19 protein-coding genes are annotated in these 18,752 nt (G+C 39.5%); 9 read left to right on the forward strand and 10 right to left on the reverse strand.

Annotated features, from left to right (window positions below; all coding sequences use genetic code 11):
• Window positions 1-58: 58 nt before the first annotated feature.
• The 4 genes from CDG77_RS18660 (at window position 59) to CDG77_RS37695 (ending at window position 4,387) form a co-directional block, all read left to right on the forward strand.
• The gene (locus CDG77_RS18660) at window positions 59-2,833 is read left to right on the forward strand and encodes a hypothetical protein (RefSeq protein WP_094330835.1); all 2,775 of its coding nucleotides are present in this window, start codon (window positions 59-61) and stop codon (window positions 2,831-2,833) included.
• A gap of 42 nt (window positions 2,834-2,875) precedes the next feature.
• The gene (locus tag CDG77_RS18665) at window positions 2,876-3,103 is read left to right on the forward strand and encodes an antitoxin (RefSeq protein WP_094330836.1); all 228 of its coding nucleotides are present in this window, start codon (window positions 2,876-2,878) and stop codon (window positions 3,101-3,103) included.
• A gap of 195 nt (window positions 3,104-3,298) precedes the next feature.
• A complete protein-coding gene (locus tag CDG77_RS37690; protein ID WP_223269867.1) occupies window positions 3,299-3,715 on the forward strand; it encodes a hypothetical protein in 417 nt (138 codons plus the stop codon).
• A 60-nt stretch (window positions 3,716-3,775) separates the two neighbouring features.
• Entirely contained in the window at window positions 3,776-4,387 is a 612-nt protein-coding gene (locus tag CDG77_RS37695) for a DNA methyltransferase (RefSeq protein WP_223269868.1), read from the forward strand.
• Here the strand turns inward: CDG77_RS37695 and CDG77_RS37700 are convergent.
• The 5 genes from CDG77_RS37700 to bchI form a co-directional block, all read right to left on the reverse strand.
• Complete coding sequence (locus CDG77_RS37700) at window positions 4,353-4,760, reverse strand: hypothetical protein (RefSeq protein ID WP_223269869.1); 408 nt, start codon at window positions 4,758-4,760, stop codon at window positions 4,353-4,355. The genes CDG77_RS37695 and CDG77_RS37700 overlap by 35 nt on opposite strands.
• Before the next feature lie 410 nt (window positions 4,761-5,170).
• Complete coding sequence (locus tag CDG77_RS37705; protein WP_223269870.1) at window positions 5,171-5,371, reverse strand: hypothetical protein; 201 nt, start codon at window positions 5,369-5,371, stop codon at window positions 5,171-5,173.
• Window positions 5,368-5,631 carry a helix-turn-helix domain-containing protein gene (locus CDG77_RS18680; protein ID WP_094330837.1) on the reverse strand — a complete coding sequence of 88 codons (264 nt, stop codon included), beginning with the start codon at window positions 5,629-5,631 and terminating at the stop codon, window positions 5,368-5,370. Before CDG77_RS18680 ends, CDG77_RS37705 begins: the two co-directional genes overlap by 4 nt.
• Before the next feature lie 539 nt (window positions 5,632-6,170).
• Entirely contained in the window at window positions 6,171-6,467 is a 297-nt protein-coding gene (locus CDG77_RS18685; protein WP_094330838.1) for a hypothetical protein, read from the reverse strand.
• A 111-nt stretch (window positions 6,468-6,578) separates the two neighbouring features.
• Complete coding sequence (gene bchI / locus CDG77_RS18690; RefSeq protein WP_094330839.1) at window positions 6,579-7,703, reverse strand: magnesium chelatase ATPase subunit I; 1,125 nt, start codon at window positions 7,701-7,703, stop codon at window positions 6,579-6,581.
• A 166-nt stretch (window positions 7,704-7,869) separates the two neighbouring features.
• On the opposite strand from bchI, the gene CDG77_RS18695 reads away from it, so the two are divergent.
• On the forward strand, window positions 7,870-8,847 hold the full coding sequence (locus tag CDG77_RS18695) for a DNA cytosine methyltransferase (RefSeq protein ID WP_094330840.1): 978 nt from the start codon (window positions 7,870-7,872) through the stop codon (window positions 8,845-8,847).
• Window positions 8,848-9,264: 417 nt separating this feature from the next.
• Entirely contained in the window at window positions 9,265-10,488 is a 1,224-nt protein-coding gene (locus tag CDG77_RS18700) for a glycoside hydrolase family 10 protein (RefSeq protein WP_094330841.1), read from the forward strand.
• Window positions 10,489-10,827: 339 nt separating this feature from the next.
• Here the strand turns inward: CDG77_RS18700 and CDG77_RS18705 are convergent, their stop codons facing one another.
• The gene (locus CDG77_RS18705) at window positions 10,828-11,130 is read right to left on the reverse strand and encodes a type II toxin-antitoxin system RelE/ParE family toxin (protein ID WP_094330842.1); all 303 of its coding nucleotides are present in this window, start codon (window positions 11,128-11,130) and stop codon (window positions 10,828-10,830) included.
• Window positions 11,130-11,396 carry a type II toxin-antitoxin system ParD family antitoxin gene (locus CDG77_RS18710; protein WP_094330843.1) on the reverse strand — a complete coding sequence of 89 codons (267 nt, stop codon included), beginning with the start codon at window positions 11,394-11,396 and terminating at the stop codon, window positions 11,130-11,132. The genes CDG77_RS18705 and CDG77_RS18710 overlap by 1 nt, the downstream gene beginning before the upstream one ends.
• Window positions 11,397-11,549: 153 nt before the next feature.
• Here CDG77_RS18710 and CDG77_RS18715 point away from each other — a divergent pair, with 153 nt between their 5' ends.
• Window positions 11,550-11,744, forward strand: coding sequence for a hypothetical protein (locus CDG77_RS18715; RefSeq protein WP_223269871.1), 195 nt, complete (start codon window positions 11,550-11,552; stop codon window positions 11,742-11,744).
• Between the two features lie 53 nt (window positions 11,745-11,797).
• Here the strand turns inward: CDG77_RS18715 and CDG77_RS18720 are convergent, their stop codons facing one another.
• Window positions 11,798-12,535 (reverse strand): Ycf66 family protein, encoded by a 738-nt coding sequence (locus tag CDG77_RS18720; RefSeq protein ID WP_094330845.1) that lies wholly within the window; start codon window positions 12,533-12,535, stop codon window positions 11,798-11,800.
• Between the two features lie 357 nt (window positions 12,536-12,892).
• Between CDG77_RS18720 and gndA the strand changes: the two genes are divergently transcribed.
• On the forward strand, window positions 12,893-14,323 hold the full coding sequence (gene gndA, locus CDG77_RS18725) for an NADP-dependent phosphogluconate dehydrogenase (RefSeq protein WP_094330846.1): 1,431 nt from the start codon (window positions 12,893-12,895) through the stop codon (window positions 14,321-14,323).
• 316 nt (window positions 14,324-14,639) lie between these two features.
• On the opposite strand, the gene CDG77_RS18730 is transcribed toward gndA, so the two are convergent.
• Window positions 14,640-15,602 (reverse strand): orange carotenoid protein N-terminal domain-containing protein, encoded by a 963-nt coding sequence (locus CDG77_RS18730; protein WP_094330847.1) that lies wholly within the window; start codon window positions 15,600-15,602, stop codon window positions 14,640-14,642.
• 775 nt (window positions 15,603-16,377) lie between these two features.
• On the opposite strand from CDG77_RS18730, the gene CDG77_RS18735 reads away from it, so the two are divergent.
• Window positions 16,378-16,617, forward strand: coding sequence for a hypothetical protein (locus tag CDG77_RS18735; RefSeq protein WP_094330848.1), 240 nt, complete (start codon window positions 16,378-16,380; stop codon window positions 16,615-16,617).
• A gap of 460 nt (window positions 16,618-17,077) precedes the next feature.
• Here the strand turns inward: CDG77_RS18735 and trpE are convergent, their stop codons facing one another.
• A complete protein-coding gene (gene trpE / locus CDG77_RS18745) occupies window positions 17,078-18,607 on the reverse strand; it encodes an anthranilate synthase component I (RefSeq protein ID WP_094330850.1) in 1,530 nt (509 codons plus the stop codon).
• Window positions 18,608-18,752: the final 145 nt, after the last annotated feature.

The raw sequence follows: 18,752 nt of genomic DNA on the forward strand, positions 1-18,752 counted from the left end.
ACAAATCGCATACCTGTGGGAATACTAGCCGTATAAACTAGCTAAACACGGGTGCGCGATGAGAGAAATTGGTTTTATAAAGTGGTTTGGTGGCTATGATCGTCAAAGAGGTAGGGAAAATGATTTTGGATATATTGGACGTGAAGGAAGAACAGATGATATAAAAGTCTATCGAGAAGAAGTGAATTGTTTAGAAAGTAGTTTGATTGAAGGAACATTAGTCACTTTTGAATTAGTTATAAATTTGCAGACTAATAAACAATTTGCTACAAACTTGAATTTATTTAAAGAGGTCGGTAGGATAAAAACCTTTGGTACAAATATAGGGAGAACAAGTAAAAATAATTATTGGTTTATCGAATGCCAATATCAAGATAATACCTTACTCCATAAAAGCCAAATCCATTTTTTAGAATCTGATTTAAAAGAAGGGACACTCATAAAGTTTGAACTGCGAAAATATGGTGACGGTTATAGGGCAAAAAATGTACATTTACTAGATTTTAAGAAAGAAACCGATTCAGATATTATTCAACGTTGCTTAAATCACAATGATCCTAGATTTTGTGCTTTGGGATTTTGGAGATATCTAAATAATAACTCGATTGAAGAGGCAATATCTTTAGCAGAAGAAAAGTTCAAAAGATATTCGTCTTGGGAAAAGAAGCGTTTTTTAGGCGAAGCACCAGAGGCTATTGTACTTTACTTTGAAACTCAAACTCTTAAACAAGTATTACCTGACGAAAAACAATTTAAATTATTATTACAACTTTTAAATAATAACTTAAGCATAGTAATAAATGACAATTTAAAACAAGAAATATTTAATATTATTACCAAGTTCCAAAATGTAAACTTGACTTTATGTGATAAAATCATAACCAAATTTTATAAATTATATTTAGATCATCCAGAAGATCGTAAGCAACTCAGGATACAACTCCATACCAAATGCTTAGTTGAACTTATAAGTGATTTAGAAAATGATCTTGGTCAAGTCACCCTCTTAAATGAATTACGAGATACTTTAGTACATTCCAAAGCAAGCGAGTTGTGGATATTTATACCTAATTATATTCTTCTTAAACAAGAGATTTGGCCTATAACGCCAAGAGATAAACGTGTTGGCATTCTTGTAAGTCAAATTACCAATCAACAAGATTTAAATCATCAAGATAAAATTTTGGAAATTGCAGAGGTACTTGAAGAATCTGTACCTGAAGAAATTCCAACGCTAATTTCTATATTTCGAGATAAGCATTCGATTAAATGTCACGACGCAATTTTAAAATTCCTACCTGCTGTTGAACAAATTACTATTCTGAGGGCAAGGCTGAACAATAATGTTAGTGAAAACGCTAACATTATATCCCAGATTGCAAAAATTCTTGCTGCAACTTCAAGTGATAACCTTCAATTTTTGATTTCTAAACTGCCAGATAGCGTTAAAATATGGGATGAAATATTAGAGTTTTTACCGCCAGAAGACAAATTTTTGATCCTGTTATCAAAGCTTAAAGAAGAATATCAATTAGAAAATCAAGATATCATCCAAAAAATTGGAAATGTGATTAATGCAGCTTCCAATGAAGAACGCATAATATTAATTGACCGACTTCCAGATGGGGTAAAATACAAAGAACCAATCCTTCAATCATTCCATTTTTTGCTTCCAGAAGATCAAATACGATTAGTGTGGAGTTTTATAGCAGATGGCTCCTTATTTATTTGGCATTATTTGTCAAGAGAAGCAAAAATACTATGTGTTTATCGCCTAGCAAAAGAGAATACAAATATCTCTCTATTTATTACTGAGTTTAAACGTATTCATAACACTAACCCAGAGAATGATAATTTGATAAGATGTGTCCTGAAAATACTATGGGCTAAAGAACATCCAAATCGAAGCAATGAAGTTTTCCAGGAAGTACACGAATTATTAATAAATTATGTAATTCAATATGCTAAAAATTCTACTGAACCTATAAATCTTGATCCGTTATTGCCTTACTGCAAACCTACAGAGGTGAAAGTTAAATACTGTGAAGGAAAACTATGGGAGAGAGAAGAAATTCAAACAACAGGTGAGGCTAAAATAGTAATTAGCGCTTATTGCCCGCGTGCAAGAAATAACTGTAACTTATTTGAACCAAACAGAAGCTCAAATTCCAATTTTGGTTTGTATGGAGCGCGTTTATCTGCTGAATGTTCACAAGATTGGAAAAACTGGTCTTTACTAGAACTTTTTAAAGCAGTAGATATTGTGCCATCTATGCCTGATTTGAGAAAACCGGAGGATTACTTACCAAAACTATCAGGGTGGATTAATCGCATTAACGAAATTCGCTCAAGGCTCAAGTGTTCTGTATGTGAAGATATAATGCCGCACAATATAGAATATTCTCAATTTAGTACTAGATTCAGGGTTACAGTTTTTTCTTGCAAACATGGAGAAGATCATGACCATAATATTTATTTGAATGAATGTTGGGGATGCAGTGAAATAATTGATAGTAGAGAGAGCAGATACCAGTCACCAGAAAAGAACTATTACATCTGTATTCACTGTGGAAGTGGAACACAACACAGCAACACTTATACTCAAGGCGATATTTGCCCAAAATGCGGCACGATAGGAATGAAAGTTAGCAAGCGTTACCGTAATTGTCATTCCTGTAATCATTCAATCAAACTACCTGAAGAGAGAAAAATAACTGGTTCCGAATGTCCTCAATGTCGAACACAAGGGATGATGCTGACAGTTAATCAAAAGAATAAGCAAGTTCGCGTGTGCCGTTTTGATTCCTGTAGATATTCAATATCAGCAACATAACCCATGTTTTAGTTTCTGTATTAATAATCCTTAAACACCACCATGAACACTGCTAAACTCACCACTGATGGCACTCACCAAATCGTTATTTTGCCCGAAGAATTTCAACTTACTGGGACTGAAGTTTACATCAAAAAAATTGGTAACGCCATTATCCTGATTGCCAAAGACAACCCTTGGGAATCCCTAATTGATAGTCTAGACAATTTTTCTAATGACTTCATGACTACCAGAGATCAGCCATTCCTCGACACCAGAGAGAACTTCTAAAATGCGATACCTATTTTTATTTTTCGTCTAGAGAATAAAAACTTAATCCCCGTAGAATGGATGGTTTGACAATTAGTACTTTTGCTCCACTCAAAAAAGTGGGATGCTCCCATTCTAGTGTTTATCACCATAGAAATATCCCAAAACAGGATAAAATCAGAGGTACTCAAGTTTCAGAGCCACGTAAACCAATAAATGAGTCTATCTAACCCAGAACCGAGTTCCCTCAAGACTTTAAAACGCAAGGCTACCAGCACAGTTGGTCGGGGAAAAGTAGTCAACCTCAACACCAACTTAAATTTTTCTGCGTGGAATGATGAAAGCGTTGCTTTATATCTGGGTGATAGTCTCGAACATTACAACAATTGGGAGCAGCCTACAGTCATCGTTTCAGATGGAGCTTACGGTGTTCTTGGTTTTGAAGGAGACACTTCAGATCATATTGATTTACCTAATTGGTATGAACCTCATATTGCTGCATGGTCAAAAGCAGCCATACCATGCACAACACTCTGGTTTTGGAATTCAGAAATTGGCTGGGCTGTTGTGCATCCACTTTTAGAAAAATACGGTTGGCGTTATGTTAATTGTAATATTTGGAACAAAGGATAAGGTCATATAGCAGGGAATGTTAATACAGAAAAAATTCGTAGATTCCCTGTAGTTACAGAAGTGTGTGTTCAATATGTAAGAGAAGTTAAAGTCAATGAACTGACGTTGAAAGTATGGTTGCTTGAAGAGTGGAAACGTTCTGGATTACGACTACGACGGGCAAACGATGCTTGTGGTGTAGCTAATGCTGCAACTAGGAAGTATTTCGATCAAGGACACTTATGGTATTTCCCTCCTCCAGAGATGTTTGAGAGGTTAGTTAACTATGCAAATGAGTATGGTAATCCAGAAGGAAGACCTTATTTTTCTTTGGATGGAAACCAATCTTTAACAGGGCAAGAATGGAGTAAGATGCGCTCTAAATTCAGATGTCCTCATGGTTTTACAAATGTTTGGGATCGGCAAGCTCTACGGGGTGATGAGAGAGTTAAGATTCCTTCTGAAAAAGCATTACACCTGAATCAGAAGCCCCTCGACTTGATGAGCGTTATTGTTGAAGCGTCAAGTGATGAAAACGATGTTATCTGGGAACCTTTCGGAGGACTATTCAGTGCATCTCTAGCAGCAAGTAAACTGAGACGAAAAGCTTACTCTTGCGAAATTGATCCAGATTATTTTTATTATGGAGTGCAGAGATTTAATCAAGAAGTTCATCAATACTCTCTTCTCTAATTTCTAGATAATCTTGTAAATATTTCTTGATACTGTCTTCTCTACGACTTGATAGAAGTCTATTCCATTGACCAACTGTAATACCAGAAACTTCAATGTTATAGACACGTTGCTTAAATTTTGCAATACCTGGATGCTCGATTCTGTCCATCTTTGCGAAATTAGTATCCAATCTGTATTTATACCGGATCAATAGTTCACGCAGAAGGTGCTGATATTCTCTAGTTGGTTTATAGATTTTTCCTTCAACACCCCATGAATAAACTATTTTTTGAGCTTCTAATAACTCTTCAACAGATCCTTGAAATTTATAACCGCTAGTGTTTGTCTGCTGTAAATTTGCTGTTCTTTGAATTGTATCTTCTGGCTCCAAAACAATACAGCACTTACGGCAGCTATGAGGTACATCCTCAAATCTGAAAGCTTTGATAGGAGAGGGCAAGGAGAAAAACTGTATTGCATAATAGCCGGAAGTGCTGTATAATCTGGCGGATTATGATAATGAGTATCTCTAGCTAAAGCTACCGACAAACCAGAAACAACACATACATCAAGAATACGAGGCTTGCCATAGATAATTTTATCAGGCAACCATGCCAGCATAGCAACATAGGTCTGATCGTACTTAAAATGATTTTGACTGTCTTTAAAGCGTGCTGTTATTTCTGTTGCTAATGGAAACCATGCTTTAATTTCTAATCCTGGTGTTGGTTGAACTGTCCCTACAAAAATAGTATCTGGAAAGCCCGGATCTTGCCTCTGCCACTTTCCAAACTCAGAAAATTAATTTTGTTTATTCAAAAACTCAACTGTGTTAAATTCGATTAAATTTCCGAGTAAGGGTGAAAGCTTTGAGATAACTTTGGCCAAGTTTAGCGCTGCATCTACAGTTACAGGCTTAGATATATCTAAAACATCAAAAATATGACCCGATAAATTATCTAGATACTGAGATGCCAGCCTTATTACATCCTGTGTATTCATATCTCTTCCTCACAAGATGCTTCAGATATTCCTTGTTCAACTTTTCTGAGAATATCGCAAGGATCTACACCAATGACGCGAGTAACTAACAGAAACTCAATTACATCTAACCGCCGTTCACCGTTTTCATATTTGGCTACAAAAGATTGTGGCTTTTTCAAGGAATTAGCAAGCGTCTGTTGAGTTAGTTTTGCTTCCTTACGAGCCGCAATCATACAGCGACGGAATATTTCATAGTTCTGGCTGAAAACGAATTTCATTGTGCCTTGGCTTTAGCACTATGTTTACGTCGAACACAATAAACCTGTTTTCGGATTATCCCAAAATAGGATATTTAAGGTTGTCCTACCTTCGGTATTGTTAAATAAATCTTTTCCCAAAAGGTAATATTTTGAGTCATAAAGGAGTTTAAACATGACTTATTTTGATTACTTTTGAAGCTTTTCTTGAATGAATAAATTTATCATTGGGATTGGAATGTTTATGGGTTCTACGATTGGCAGCTATATCCCAGTATTGTGGGGTGGAAGTTTGCTATCGTTTAGCTCGATTTTCTTTAGCGTTATTGGTGGTATTGCAGGGATTTTGCTTGCGTATCGCGTATCAAAATATCTAGGTTTTATCTGAATCGGCGCTCTATTCGATTGTCGCTGAAGCCTTAAACGAGGCTTTTACCATTGGGCTATTCCGAAAAAGCTGCCTTGGGCGGAATTCGACGCAAGCGGATGTATATTGGACGGTAATGGTGTTAAAGCAAGTTTTGCAGAGGCTGACACCGGATTTATCTTTAGTTAGACCGTTAAAGACTGTACATTAAGTCAGCAAAACCATAGAGGCTGATGATAAGTAATAGTGATGCTGTTAGTTGGGTAATTCGCGTCTGGTGTGAAGGCGCGATCGCTTCCCGCACTAAGATAGAAATAGATGCACCTACTACTAGGCTCAAGCCTAAAATTAAATAGGGTCTATCAGGTAAAATACTCGCTATTGCCAGCATAGCGATCGCTAATAAGAGCATCAATAATTCTACAAACCTGGGTGGGTTATATTGGCTGGATAAAACAAAGCTGTTGAACCAAAAAGACCAAAATCTCATATTGCAGTGCTGAGTGCTGAGTTATTAGTGCTGAGTTATGAGTGAGAAATTAAAGTTGTGAGTTAGGAAGCCGCGTTTGATTCAAAACTCCTAACTCCTAACTCCTAACTTTTAACTCCTAGCCCCTAACTTTTGACCTGTGCCGTTTTTCTGTGCAGTATCACTTTCTGGTAGTTCTACACCAAAGACGCGGCTAAAAACTTTGGCGACTTTATAGCCAGAATCAATCGATTCTAAGGGGTCTTTCCGCAGCCTATGACGCAAACATAGGGTAATCACGCGGCAGATATCATCAACTGTAACTTCAGTGCGTCCTTCATAAGCTGTTAAGGCTTTAGCGGCACGGTTACTAACAATGTCACCCCGCAAACCATCTACATCCAGTTCAGAACAGACTTCAGAAATTTTTACCCGTAGCTCGTAGTCAAGTTTTACTTCTGGTAAAAGCTGTTGAGCATTGACAATTTGTTCTTGCAATGCTTCTTGCTGGGGTTTGTAGTTTTCAAGAAACACTGGAGGATTTTGGTCAAAATCCGCCCGTTGTTCCACGATTTGCACCCGCAAGGCTGGTTCTTTGACTGTGTGAATTTCTGCGTGCATCCCAAAGCGATCGAGCAGTTGGGGGCGTAGTTCGCCTTCTTCAGGGTTTCCAGAACCCACAAGAACAAAACGCGCCGGGTGACGGATAGAAATACCTTCCCGTTCTACAGTGTTCCATCCACTGGCGGCGGAGTCGAGCAGTACATCTACAAGGTGGTCATCTAATAAGTTGACTTCATCCACATAGAGAATGCCCCGGTTAGCCTTTGCCAGCAGTCCTGGTTCAAAAGCTTTGACACCTTCAGATAAAGCTTTCTCGATGTCGATTGTGCCACAAACTCGGTCTTCTGTAGCTCCTAGAGGTAGGTCTACCATTTGGACTTTTTTGTGAGTTACAGGAATTTCTGCCCCTTGTTCTAAAAGTTGGCGGACTTCATCGCTCATCAAATCAGGGTCGCTAGGATCGCTACTGAAAGGGTCATTGGCAACCACAGAAATTTCTGGCAGCAGATCCGCCAGCGCCCGGATAGTTGTGGATTTACCGGTACCGCGATCGCCCATGATCATTACACCACCAATTTTGGGGTCAATCACGTTCAATAGGAGCGCCAGTTTCATTTCTTCCTGGCCCACAATTGCCGTAAAAGGAAATACTATGCGACGCGTACTTGCCGTGGATTGAGCAGTTGGACTCACTAAATTACCTTAACAATATTTTTCTTATTACAGTTTTCTATTGTGACACAGTTGGGGTGTGGAATAGGTTAGTAATTTTCAAGGCATTATTAAATACATTGTCTTAAGTACATACACTAAAATAATAATTATTGATGAATTGAATAATTAAAAAATATATAAAAATATGAAAGAAAAATCTAGGAATGAGATAAAAAACTCTTCATTTAAAGTTTTAGACCTTTTTGCTGGTTGTGGAGGGTTATCTTTAGGATTTCAAAATGCTGGATTTAATATTTTAGCAGGATTTGATAATTGGAAACCAGCTATAGATGTTTATCAAAAAAACTTTAGCCATGAAATTTTTGATTACGATCTTAGTAATTTAAGGAGTAACTATCAAATTTTTAAAGAAATGTGTCCTGAAATTATTATTGGTGGGCCACCTTGCCAAGACTTTTCTAGTGCCGGGAAACGCAATGAAAATTTAGGAAGAGGAGATTTAAGTATTGTATTTTCTGAGATAGTTAAAAGTGTTCTTCCTCAGTGGTTTTTGATAGAGAACGTAGACTTATTTCGTAAAAGCAATAAATATACAGAGGTTAAACAAATATTGAAAGACGCTGGATATGGTTTAAGTGAAATAATTTTGGATGCGAGTTTGTGCGGTGTCCCTCAAAAGCGAAAAAGATTTTTTTGTTTTGGAGAGTTACAGGGAAAAGACAAAAGTCTAGAACCTTACCTGAAAAAAAAGTTAGCAGATAAACCAATGACCATTAGGGATTATCTGGGAAATAAATTAGAAATTCAATATTACTACAGACATCCAAGAAGTTACCAAAGAAGAGGAATTTTTAGTATTGATGAACCTAGCCCAACAGTAAGAGGAGTTAATCGTCCTATTCCTAAAACCTATAAGAAACATCCTAAAGATCCAGTAAGCATTATAGAAAACTTGCGCCCATTGACTACAATTGAAAGAAGCTACTTGCAGACTTTCCCTGAAACTTTTATTTTTGAAGGTACAAAAACAGACCTTGAACAAATGATAGGGAACGCTGTACCAGTAAAGCTTGCAGAATATGTTGCTAAAAGTATCCTTGAATATATTAAAGATAGTTTAAATAATCCTATAAGATTTACAGCAGAAAATTGTCTTTCATAATTAATTTAAAATGAACAATAAAATGGGAGATGAAACCTCTCAAGTTATTTTATTTTAGTCATTAGTTTAACTTATCTTTTTCAAGGTTTACATCAAGTTATTAGTGGAAAATTATGCATCAGTGATTTTATTTTTTGGAAGTCCAAAAGAGAGATGGAATATAACCAATGACCAATGCCCCATTCTCCATACCAATATCTATTGGGCACAAATGACTACTTGCTGCGTCAAGCATCTTATAACTTTGTACGTCTGCTTTAGTTTTTTTGGTGCAAAAGTTCCATAAGCAGGGAACGAACAACTACCAACTCATCAGTTTTGTACTAAGCATAAATACTTGTAGACTATATGCTTAGTAGATTAAATCGTAAAAGCGAACAATGGCGTGTGTGAGTAGCTAATGCATCATTCAAATTTATGAAATCACCTTTTATTGCTCAAAGTTGGCGGCGACTATTCAAGTCTCTTTTTCCGATTCTCATTTTAATATCCTTTATTACGGTATTGCTGGTAGACAGTTTCGCCCCTGCGATCGCAGAAGGTTGGGGTTTTGGCGCGATCGCACAGCTACCCCGTCAAGAAATTCGCGGGGTTTGGATGACTACCAATGATTTTGACACCCTCAAGGATCGGGAGAAAGTGCAGGATGCGGTGAGTCAATTACGACGGCTGAACTTTAACACAATCTATCCTGTGGTGTGGAATTCTGGTTATGTAATGTATCCGAGTGCGATCGCACAACGTGCGGGTATTCAACCTTTTATCTACAAAGGTTCAGATGGACATGATATTCTTGCAGACCTAATTAACCAAGCCCATCGCAAAGGACTGTTAGTAATTCCCTGGTTTGAGTTTGGTTTCATGGCCCCCCCAACGTCAGAACTAGCACTAAATTATCCTGATTGGTTCACACAAAAGCGGGATGGTAGCCAAACTTCAAATAGTGCAGCTGGTGAGGTGATGTGGCTCAATCCGTTCCTTCCGCGAGTACAACAGTTCATCACCAACCTCGTGCTGGAAACTATTACCCAATATGATGCTGATGGTATTCAGTTTGACGATCACATGAGTTTGCCTTACGAATTTGGCTACGATCAATATACAGTTGCTTTGTACACTAAAGAAACTAAGAATGCTCCTCCAAGGGATGCCCAAGATGCGGCATGGGTAAAGTGGCGGGCAGATAAAATTACGGCGTTCATGGTACAACTTAACCAAGCTGTGAAGCAAAGAAAACCACAAGCAATTTTCTCTGTTTCTCCTAATTATCATGATTTTGCTTACAAGTTTCACCTGCAAGATTGGCTGACTTGGATGCGGCAAAATATTGTGGACGAGTTAATTGTGCAAGTTTATCGTCCCGATATGCAAAGTTTTGTGGCTAATATTTCTCGCCCAGAAATCCAAGAGGCACAAAAAATAATTCCAACTGGAATTGGGATTATGACTGGGTTACGAAATAATCCAGTTCCCATGCAGCAAATTAAGTCTCAGGTGCGGGCTGCTCAAGAACGCGGTTTAGGTGTAACTTTCTTTTATTATGAAAGTCTTTGGAACGATTCTCTAGAATCCTTAAAAGAGCGACAAGTTGGATTTGGAAGTCTCTTTCCATCTCCTGCACTCCGCGCCAGAGTTGAATAACTTTGTCTGTTTAATTTAAGTTCGACGAAGTTAATAAAATTCACTTTGAGGACTTACGCAAAGGTAAGTGTTTTTGTCATTACAAGCGTTGACGTAGCCTCTCAAAGAGAAGCAAAGTAATCTCGTCAAGACTGGGATTGCTTTACTAGGCTACGTTTCGCTGGTAATTGGTAATTAGTTAGACAGTACATCAGTTTGGGAATACTGAGAACTAGGGTAATGGATTGCTGCAATCCTTTGAGATAGAAATAGTTCCAGCCTTTCCCCTAAAGCACTGTCTTTCTAGGATTTTAAATATTATGAAAACCGTTCAAGGTCTAAATTAGAGAACTCAAAAATCTACTCATAGTCCACATCTGCAAATATAGATTTTAAATCCCGATAACCGCTAACTACTCGTACAATCACAACACTATCTTCAAAAACTCGATAAAAAATAATGTAGCCATCTAAGGGTATTCCTCTAAGGCTTGGATCAAAATTGGCGTAGCTTCGTCCTATATTCGGGAATTGAGCTATGTTTTGGCACTTCTTATTAAATCCTTGAATAAATCTTTCCCCTGCGTTGATATTGCTAACTAGAAAATAATCTAAAATTTCATCTAAATCTTGGCTTGCTTCTTTGGCAATAAAATATTCCATTATCCTTGAGTCTCACGCGCTTTGCGTAATTTTTCTGACAGTCGCGCCATCACCACTTCACCATCTATTACGTCTCCACTTTCAATAGAAGCAAGCCCAACAGCTATTTTTTTCTGGGTTTCTTCTTCCCATTCCTGATAACCCTTCTCCCATTCTTCCAGCAGTTTCAATGCTTTAACAATCACATCTTCAGCATTTTCATATCTACCTGTAGCAATTCGGGTTTGTATAAATTGCTCGTATTCAGCTTCAAGTTGGATGTTCATAATTGTTATTCCTAGTTAGCTAAGAGCATTCCCCAAACTATGCTCTAAAATTTATCTAAATTCATTAAAGCCTTAACTTATGCTTCTTACCGAACTCATAGGCTGGGAGCAGTTTGGGAACGTCAAAGACTCTCTGTTCCATTGGGTGGTAATTTGGCTAGGTTTGAGGCGAGAGCATTAGTGTTGATGGCAAATGTTGAGCAATTTCCGACAGTAGAGTTAGCTTTTGCTTGGACAAGAGATAGAAACGCCCCATTGATTTTAGGACACATGAATTTCTTTTTAGCGTTTGATATGTGCTTCTATCGTTCTGAATTAGTGTTTGAAATTAGCCCTAAAATAGCTTGATGGAAATAGTGAAACCCAACATCATATTAGGTTAACGTTAGGTTTCACTCCATTTAACTAGCTTGATTTGGCGGTATTGCTTCCGGTGGTGTTTCCGCCGGGGGAGCGAGTACCGCATCCGGCGCAATTTCTTCTACGATAATCGGTTGCTTATCCTCAATTTCAAAATCTGGTTGCGCTGCTTCCACCAGTTCAGGAGATGGGGGATGTGGTGGAATCGCTTCCGGTATACTCTCGGTTTTTGCTTCGGTGTCGGTAGTAATTGTCTGCGGTGCTGGTTGTTCTGGTATGACAATAGTTTTGTCGATAATCTCAACAGCAGGTTGTTCTACCAGAACAGAAGTAATGTCTTCAGGTTTGGGGGTTGTGGGTGGCTTTTTATTCCCAGTCTGTTGCACCTTGTCTTTCGCGCCACTAAAGGTACTATCAAGACCTTTTTGCAACTGGCCCAGCTTTTCCTGAAGGGAAAACTTATTCACCTGTTCTTGAATGCCAGTTTTCACCGTCTCAGCACTAGGTACTTGGGTTTGTTGTGCCTGGGGGGTCAGTTGGCGACGTAATGATAGAGTTTGCCAACCAAACCAAACCAAAAGAGCCACACTAGCCACATGACCCAGCAACAAACCTCCAGTAATGCGTGGTGCAAACACCCATAAGACTAAAGCATAGAATAGTCCCACACCACTCCAGATAAAGTCATTCTTACGGTGGATTTCTGGAAAAAAGAAAGCTGCTATATAGATGGCTAAACTACCAAGACCTACTACTAAAGCTAGGATATATGCCAGCATTATTTGGTTACTCCTTTGACTAGGGATTGGGGACTGGGTATTGGGGACTGGGTATTGGGTATTGGGGACTGGGTATTGGGTATTGGGTATTGGGTATTAGGAAGAAAAACTAATTTAGTAAATTAAATTCTTTCCTAGTCCCCAGTCGCCAATCCCCAGTCCCTAGTCCCTCAACTAACAATTTTGCAAATTTTGCCAGTCAATTGTTGATTTAGATACAATTTAAAATTAATTATCCATGTTAGTTGTGGATTTTTGCCCTTTATTCAAGTCTTAAGGTCTTCTTTAGGGGAGAACGGAAAATATCGGACTACCCTTATAGGTAAAGGATCTGCAAGAGTTAGCCAGAAATTTTTTATGACACTACAAAGCTTTGGTGTGATTGGATTAGCCGTTATGGGTGAGAACATCGCTCTCAACGTTGAGCGCAATGGCTTCCCAATTGCAGTTTACAACCGCTCCCGCGAAAAAACGGATGCGTTTATGGCGCAGCGTGCGCCAGGAAGGAACGTCAAAGCCGCTTTTACTCTGGAAGAATTCGTCGCCTTATTGGAACGTCCCCGCAAAATTCTAGTAATGGTGCAAGCTGGTAAGCCAGTGGATGCGGTGATTGCTCAACTAAAACCTTTGTTAGACGAAGGCGATATCATTATCGACGGTGGCAACTCTTGGTTTGAAGATACAGAACGACGCACTCAGGAATTAGAACCGGCTGGGCTTCGGTATCTTGGTATGGGTGTCAGTGGCGGTGAAGAAGGGGCGCTCAACGGCCCTTCACTAATGCCCGGAGGTACAACAAGCTCTTACGAGTTTCTATCACCAATTTTCAACAAAATTGCTGCCCAAGTCGATGATGGCCCTTGTGTAACCTATATTGGCCCCGGTGGTTCTGGCCATTATGTCAAAATGGTACACAACGGTATTGAGTATGGCGATATGCAGCTAATTGCTGAAGCCTACGACTTGCTGAAAAATGTCGCTGGATTAAACCCTAGTCAGCTACATGATGTGTTTGCTGAATGGAACACCACCGATGAACTCGATTCATTTTTGATTGAGATTACGAAGAATATCTTCCCATATATTGACCCAGAAACAAATAAACCCCTGGTGGATTTGATTGTTGATGCAGCAGGTCAAAAGGGAACTGGACGCTGGACTGTGCAAACTGCATTGGAATTGGGAGTTGCTATTCCCACAATTACAGCCGCAGTTAATGCCCGGATTATTTCTTCGATTAAAGACGAGCGGGTTGCAGCATCGAAAGTCCTCACAGGCCCCAGTGGCAAGTATGACGGGCAAACTAAGGACTTTATCAACAAAGTACGCGATGCTCTCTATTGCTCAAAAATCTGTTCTTATGCTCAAGGGATGGCGTTGCTATCCACAGCTTCCAAAACATATAACTGGAATTTGGATCTGGGCGAAATGGCGCGGATTTGGAAGGGCGGTTGTATTATTCGCGCTCGCTTTTTGAATAAGATTAAAAAGGCTTTTAGCGAAAATCCAGCTTTGCCTAACTTGCTGTTAGCTCCCGAATTTAAGCAGACAATTCTCGATAGACAGACTGCTTGGCGGGAAGTGATTGCGACAGCTGCAACACTGGGAATTCCAGTCCCCGCATTTAGCGCATCCTTGGATTATTTTGACAGCTATCGCCGCGATCGCTTACCTCAAAATCTAACTCAAGCACAACGCGACTACTTCGGCGCACATACCTACCTACGTCTTGACAAGCCCGGAAGTTTCCATACTGAATGGGTACCTATTGCTGAAGCTAAGAAGTAAGCTTTTGCACATCTGTATCAAAATATTGTGAAAGGTTAGTCAGTTTTCTAAATACAGATTTCAAAGTGGCTCTGAGTTTCAGAGCCACTTTTTTTAACGTCAGTAGGCGAGCGAGAAAATTTATAAATATTAAATATATAGATATAGTGAAAAGTTAACTAAAGCTATTAGAGTCAAACTTGATAGGTTTTATACTGTAGTTACCCTTTTCTCTCTTAACTTTAACGCCATCAATAATAGCATAAGTGAGCTTGAGCGTGGAAAATGGCGATCGCTCCTTCACTTATCCACGCTCAAGCAAAAACTAATCCAGCTTCTACTTACGTACTAAGTTGAGAAGTTCTTTAGGAGAAGCAAGCAAGTCAATCGCTACGAAGAAGATTTTGCCTTGGGGATCGAGCAAAAACCGCCATGCAATATTCATTCCCACACTCGCACCGAACCAAGGGGTTTGAACTTTACCTGTGACTTTAACTTGAGTATAGTTATCTTCCACTGGCTCAGATATACCACGCTCTGGTATCATCTTTAATCCCTGGCATTCTTCACGCATATAAGCGCGGATTGCATCTTGACCAATAATTGGTCTTTCAAAGGGAGGTTGCAAAGCACCTTCAGAAGTAAACAGAGCAACAGCAGCATCAAAGTCGTTGGCATTCATGTTGTTGATATAGCCAAGCACTGTGGGGTTGGCGATCCCCTCAATGGTGACTTTAGTCCGAAATGCTGGTGCAGTGGGTGGAGACACAGGCTCTGAGACTTTTTTGTAACTACCGGGAGCATTCGGGTCAAATCCCATGCTCACTACAGTATTGCGAAGAATTGTAATTTGTTGACCGGAATCAGCATTCCTGATTGCTTCTAATACATCAGCAGCCTTGGCAGAAAGTTTGTAGCCTTCTGGAATAGGAGCGACAATTCCCTGAGCCATCCATTCTCCTAATTGATACCAAAAGCCCAACTTGATGTTCACGGTGAAGGATGCATAGGAACGACAGAGGGGAGAGTCAGCACGGTTAGCTAAATCATACATAACTCGTGTTTGAGCCTCGAAAGGCATCTGCTTAATTTGTTCGAGTAAGCCTTGTGCGAGGATCATGTTAGCTGCTCCGGGAGCGGCAACCGTAATACTTCTACCCATCTCGGTATAAGCAAACCAGAGTAATGCTAGTTGATCTTCAGCATTGAGTTGAGAGAATGATTCGACAACTGCTGGAACAACATCAGCAACTAACGTGCCGGGAAAAATACTTTGAGCCGACTTGATGGTAAAAGACATAGCAGATATTCCCAAAAAAATTACGGTTCTATAGAATGTGAAGTCAAATGTGCAAAGACGTAGGGAAATGCGTTTAGCTGTTAATAAAGGCACTAAACAGTCTGGGTATAGGGCGTTTTAGATATGCTTTACCAAAGCTATGGGGGGTTGAGTTTGGATACTCGGCAAAGCACATTGAAGACCCAACTACATAGTTATTTAGAAAACCTTGGTTAACAGTGGTTTAACGCATTTATCTGGTTTTTGTATCTTTATGTAAAGAAACATAACAAACTCGTTACAAATAAGCAAGACTTCTTTACTTTTCCTTCGATAATTTTTGTTTATAAGAGTTATAAGTTTTAATTAAGCTCTATTCAAGATAATTGATGTCTTTGTATGCATTGACTTTCAAGAGCATTCGCATATCTTTCGATGTATCAAATTTCCACAAACAATCCTTCACTGAACTTCTTGCGCCGTCGCTTATCTTCTCGCACAAATGCAAAATACCCGACCAGAACGGTACGGTTCTCACTACTATTGGTTAGTGTCAAGTACTTGCAAAGAATATTTACAATACGTTATATTCATTTACAGATAACAAATAAAAACTTCACTATTGACTAACGCGGTCAGTTCAACAGATTTGCAATTGAACTCAAGCTTTATGTTTTGGCAATGATTGGTTTTGTCTTAACTCATTGCCTTGGAAGTTTTCACGGGACAAACTAGCTTTTAGAGAAGACTACAAATTTTCTCCAGTTGACAAATAAAACAATTTAGAGGCAAACTAATGAAAACTGATTTTGATTACCCCAGAAAAGATTTGATTGGAGCAGTGGTTTTTAGACCTGATTTCAACAACTTTGAGACCATCAATGCAAATCAAGCGTGGTCATTGTTTTTCAGTGCCGGTCAAGATGATAAGGGACTGGGACAAGAAATCGAATTAGGCAGGTTTTTTACCAACCTCTTAATCGCTATTGGAGTAACTGGAATTCTGTGGGCGGTTTACTTCAGCCAATTAGGATGAGCAAGTGAGTTCATTTCTAGTATATGGTAAATTTAATGGAGGTCTTGGATTTGGATACCAGGACTTATTTTCACTGTTTAATACGTCTAAAAAACTCTGTTTAGCTTTGGAAAAAATTCGATGTTGATTGGATTTATAAAGCTTCCTAATTTGTCAAGGTACTGTGGATACATGGGTTTAGAAGTAGCAGAAATTGTTTCTAAACATCTGGCAGTTCAAAGTAAAACATACGTAATTCAAAATAGAAGGATATTGATAAATCAACTTTTAAAGTCTGGTCTAGATTCTCATACAGCAAATCGAACTGTTACTGTACTTGTATCAAGCCCGGTTTTACAATTAAGCAATAAAAACCAGTTGGCAATTAATTGTAAGGGATAGTAACTGTAAAGGCATTGAATAACGATATTAGAGGATGTTTGAAAGGTAGGCAATACTTTCGCCACTACTATTCCCCAGTTCAACGCAAACAGCGAATTGCTTCTAATAAACCTCTAGCTTTATTCAGCGTCTCTTCGTATTCTTTCTCTGGCTCAGAATCAGCTACCAAACCTGCACCAGCTTGCACGCTAACCGTCTTGTCATGTACTACCATTGTGCGAATTGCGATCGCAGTATTTAATTGTCCTTCAAAATCGTAATATCCATACACACCGGAATAAACACCCCGACGGCTAGACTCTAACTCGTGGATAATTTCCATCGCTCTAATCTTAGGTGCGCCGCTTACCGTACCTGCTGGGAAGGAAGCTTTCAATAAATCCCATGCTGTTTTATCAAGTGCTAATTTACCCACAACATTGCTAACAATGTGCATCACATGAGAGTAGCGCTCAACTACCATCAATTCATCAACTTTGACGCTACCATTTTGACAAACACGCCCCAAATCATTCCGTCCTAAATCTACAAGCATTACATGTTCGGCAACTTCCTTGGGATCTTCGAGTAAATCTTGAGCGAAGGCTGCATCTTCCTGGGTAGTTTTACCCCGTGGACGTGTCCCAGCAATGGGGCGTACTGTTGCTATAACTCCACCATCTGGATCGGTTTCGGCTTTTACCATCACTTCAGGACTGGAACCGATGATTTGCCAATCTTGGAAGTTAAAGTAAGCCATGTAAGGCGAAGGATTTATCTGACGTAGGGAGCGGTAAAGGGCAAAGGGATCGCCTGTGTATGCTGTTGATAATCGCTGAGAAATTACTACTTGAAAGATGTCGCCAGCTTTAATATGGTCTTTGGCCTTTTGGACGCTGGCACAAAAATCAGGGCGGGTAAAATTACTTTTATACTCCTCTGCCCCTCTGCTCCCCTGCTCCTCTGCCCCTCTGCTTCCTGGCGGGTTCCATTCCAATCGAGTTTTTTCTGGGGATAGGGGGAGAGATAGCTTTTCGAGCATTTGGGTGACGCGATCGCCTGCTTGTTGATAGGCTGCGTGTAAATCTACATTGGGGTCGCGTAAATCAGCATAAGCGATCGCCCAAATTTTCCGCTTTATCTGGTCAAAAATCAATAGGTGGTCTACCTGCATCCACAACCCATCAGGGATATTTCGTTCGTCTTGTGGATAGATTGGCACGCGCGGCTCAATCCAGTTAATCAATTCATAACCCCAAAACCCAAACAATCCGCCAATTCCCGGCGGTAGCTGTGGTAACTTGACTGGGTGATAAGGTGCTAAACATTCGGCTAAAGTTGTAAAAGGGTCGCCTGCAAAAACGACCTGCGAACCATCGCGGTTTAATTGGGTTGTGCGATCGCCCCTTGCTTCCAAAACCCAAAGCGGATCGCAACCCACTAAACTATAGCGTCCTAGTTTTTCCCCACCTTCTATGGATTCCAACAAAAAGCTATAGGGCTGACCTGCACAGACTTTATACCAAGCAGATACGGGCGTATCTAAGTCGGCTACCCATTCTTGATATACGGGTACGAAGTTGCCTTGTAGAGCTAGCTGGGAAAATTCAGAGAAATCGGGAAATACCATAAAATAGCCAAGGGATTGGGGATTGGGGATTGGAACTTGGGGATTGGAACTTGGGGCTTGGATATGGGTTTAGGGTATCTGGTATGGAGCATTGGGTATTAAGAAAACTTTTTTAGTCTCTAGTCCCAATTCCCAGTCCCTAGTT

Source organism: Nostoc sp. 'Peltigera membranacea cyanobiont' 213, assembly GCF_002245975.1.
Classification (GTDB): domain Bacteria; phylum Cyanobacteriota; class Cyanobacteriia; order Cyanobacteriales; family Nostocaceae; genus Nostoc.

Bases quoted from the DNA above. Each gene is read 5' to 3' on its own strand.
- CDG77_RS18660 (WP_094330835.1), top strand. From the start codon at position 59: ATGAGAGAAATTGGTTTTATAAAGTGGTTTGGTGGCTATGATCGTCAA.
- CDG77_RS18665 (WP_094330836.1), top strand. From the start codon at position 2,876: ATGAACACTGCTAAACTCACCACTGATGGCACTCACCAAATCGTTATT.
- CDG77_RS37690 (WP_223269867.1), top strand. From the start codon at position 3,299: ATGAGTCTATCTAACCCAGAACCGAGTTCCCTCAAGACTTTAAAACGC.
- CDG77_RS37705 (WP_223269870.1), bottom strand. From the start codon at position 5,371: ATGAATACACAGGATGTAATAAGGCTGGCATCTCAGTATCTAGATAAT.
- CDG77_RS18680 (WP_094330837.1), bottom strand. From the start codon at position 5,631: ATGAAATTCGTTTTCAGCCAGAACTATGAAATATTCCGTCGCTGTATG.
- CDG77_RS18685 (WP_094330838.1), bottom strand. From the start codon at position 6,467: ATGAGATTTTGGTCTTTTTGGTTCAACAGCTTTGTTTTATCCAGCCAA.
- CDG77_RS18695 (WP_094330840.1), top strand. From the start codon at position 7,870: ATGAAAGAAAAATCTAGGAATGAGATAAAAAACTCTTCATTTAAAGTT.
- CDG77_RS18700 (WP_094330841.1), top strand. From the start codon at position 9,265: ATGAAATCACCTTTTATTGCTCAAAGTTGGCGGCGACTATTCAAGTCT.
- CDG77_RS18705 (WP_094330842.1), bottom strand. From the start codon at position 11,130: ATGGAATATTTTATTGCCAAAGAAGCAAGCCAAGATTTAGATGAAATT.
- CDG77_RS18710 (WP_094330843.1), bottom strand. From the start codon at position 11,396: ATGAACATCCAACTTGAAGCTGAATACGAGCAATTTATACAAACCCGA.
- CDG77_RS18720 (WP_094330845.1), bottom strand. From the start codon at position 12,535: ATGCTGGCATATATCCTAGCTTTAGTAGTAGGTCTTGGTAGTTTAGCC.
- gndA (WP_094330846.1), top strand. From the start codon at position 12,893: ATGACACTACAAAGCTTTGGTGTGATTGGATTAGCCGTTATGGGTGAG.
- CDG77_RS18730 (WP_094330847.1), bottom strand. From the start codon at position 15,602: ATGTCTTTTACCATCAAGTCGGCTCAAAGTATTTTTCCCGGCACGTTA.
- CDG77_RS18735 (WP_094330848.1), top strand. From the start codon at position 16,378: ATGAAAACTGATTTTGATTACCCCAGAAAAGATTTGATTGGAGCAGTG.
- trpE (WP_094330850.1), bottom strand. From the start codon at position 18,607: ATGGTATTTCCCGATTTCTCTGAATTTTCCCAGCTAGCTCTACAAGGC.